Source organism: Streptomyces sp. NRRL WC-3549 (assembly GCF_000721935.1).
Taxonomy (GTDB): domain Bacteria; phylum Actinomycetota; class Actinomycetes; order Streptomycetales; family Streptomycetaceae; genus Streptomyces.
Map to the genome: position 1 here is coordinate 99,038 of NZ_KL585385.1, position 278 is coordinate 99,315.

The 278-nt window shown below is 75.2% G+C and carries 1 protein-coding gene; it reads right to left on the minus strand.

Annotated elements, in window-relative coordinates; genetic code table 11:
* Nucleotides 1-20 precede the first annotated feature (20 nt).
* Nucleotides 21-278 (minus strand): DUF3180 domain-containing protein (locus tag IH13_RS0103990; protein WP_031081018.1); only part of this gene is annotated, 258 nt, incomplete at its 5' end.

Below are 278 nucleotides of genomic sequence, written 5' to 3' on the forward strand. Positions count from 1 at the left end.
GGTCGGGGGCCCGTACCGGGTCAGGCCGGGGCGGTTCCGCCGCTGTCGTCGCCGTCTTCGGGGAGCTTGCAGACCCGCTCCAGGAAGACGGCGGCGGCGACGACCGCGATACCGGCCACGACCGCCGCGCCCGCGTAGATCGCCTGGTCGCGCCGGGGCGGGATGTCCAGGTAGCTGAGCATGAAGACGCAGACGCCGCCGTAGACCCCGGCCACCAGCGACGCGACGAGCGCGCTCGCCTGGCCGAAGACCACCGCGCGGGCCGCCATCAGCGGCTC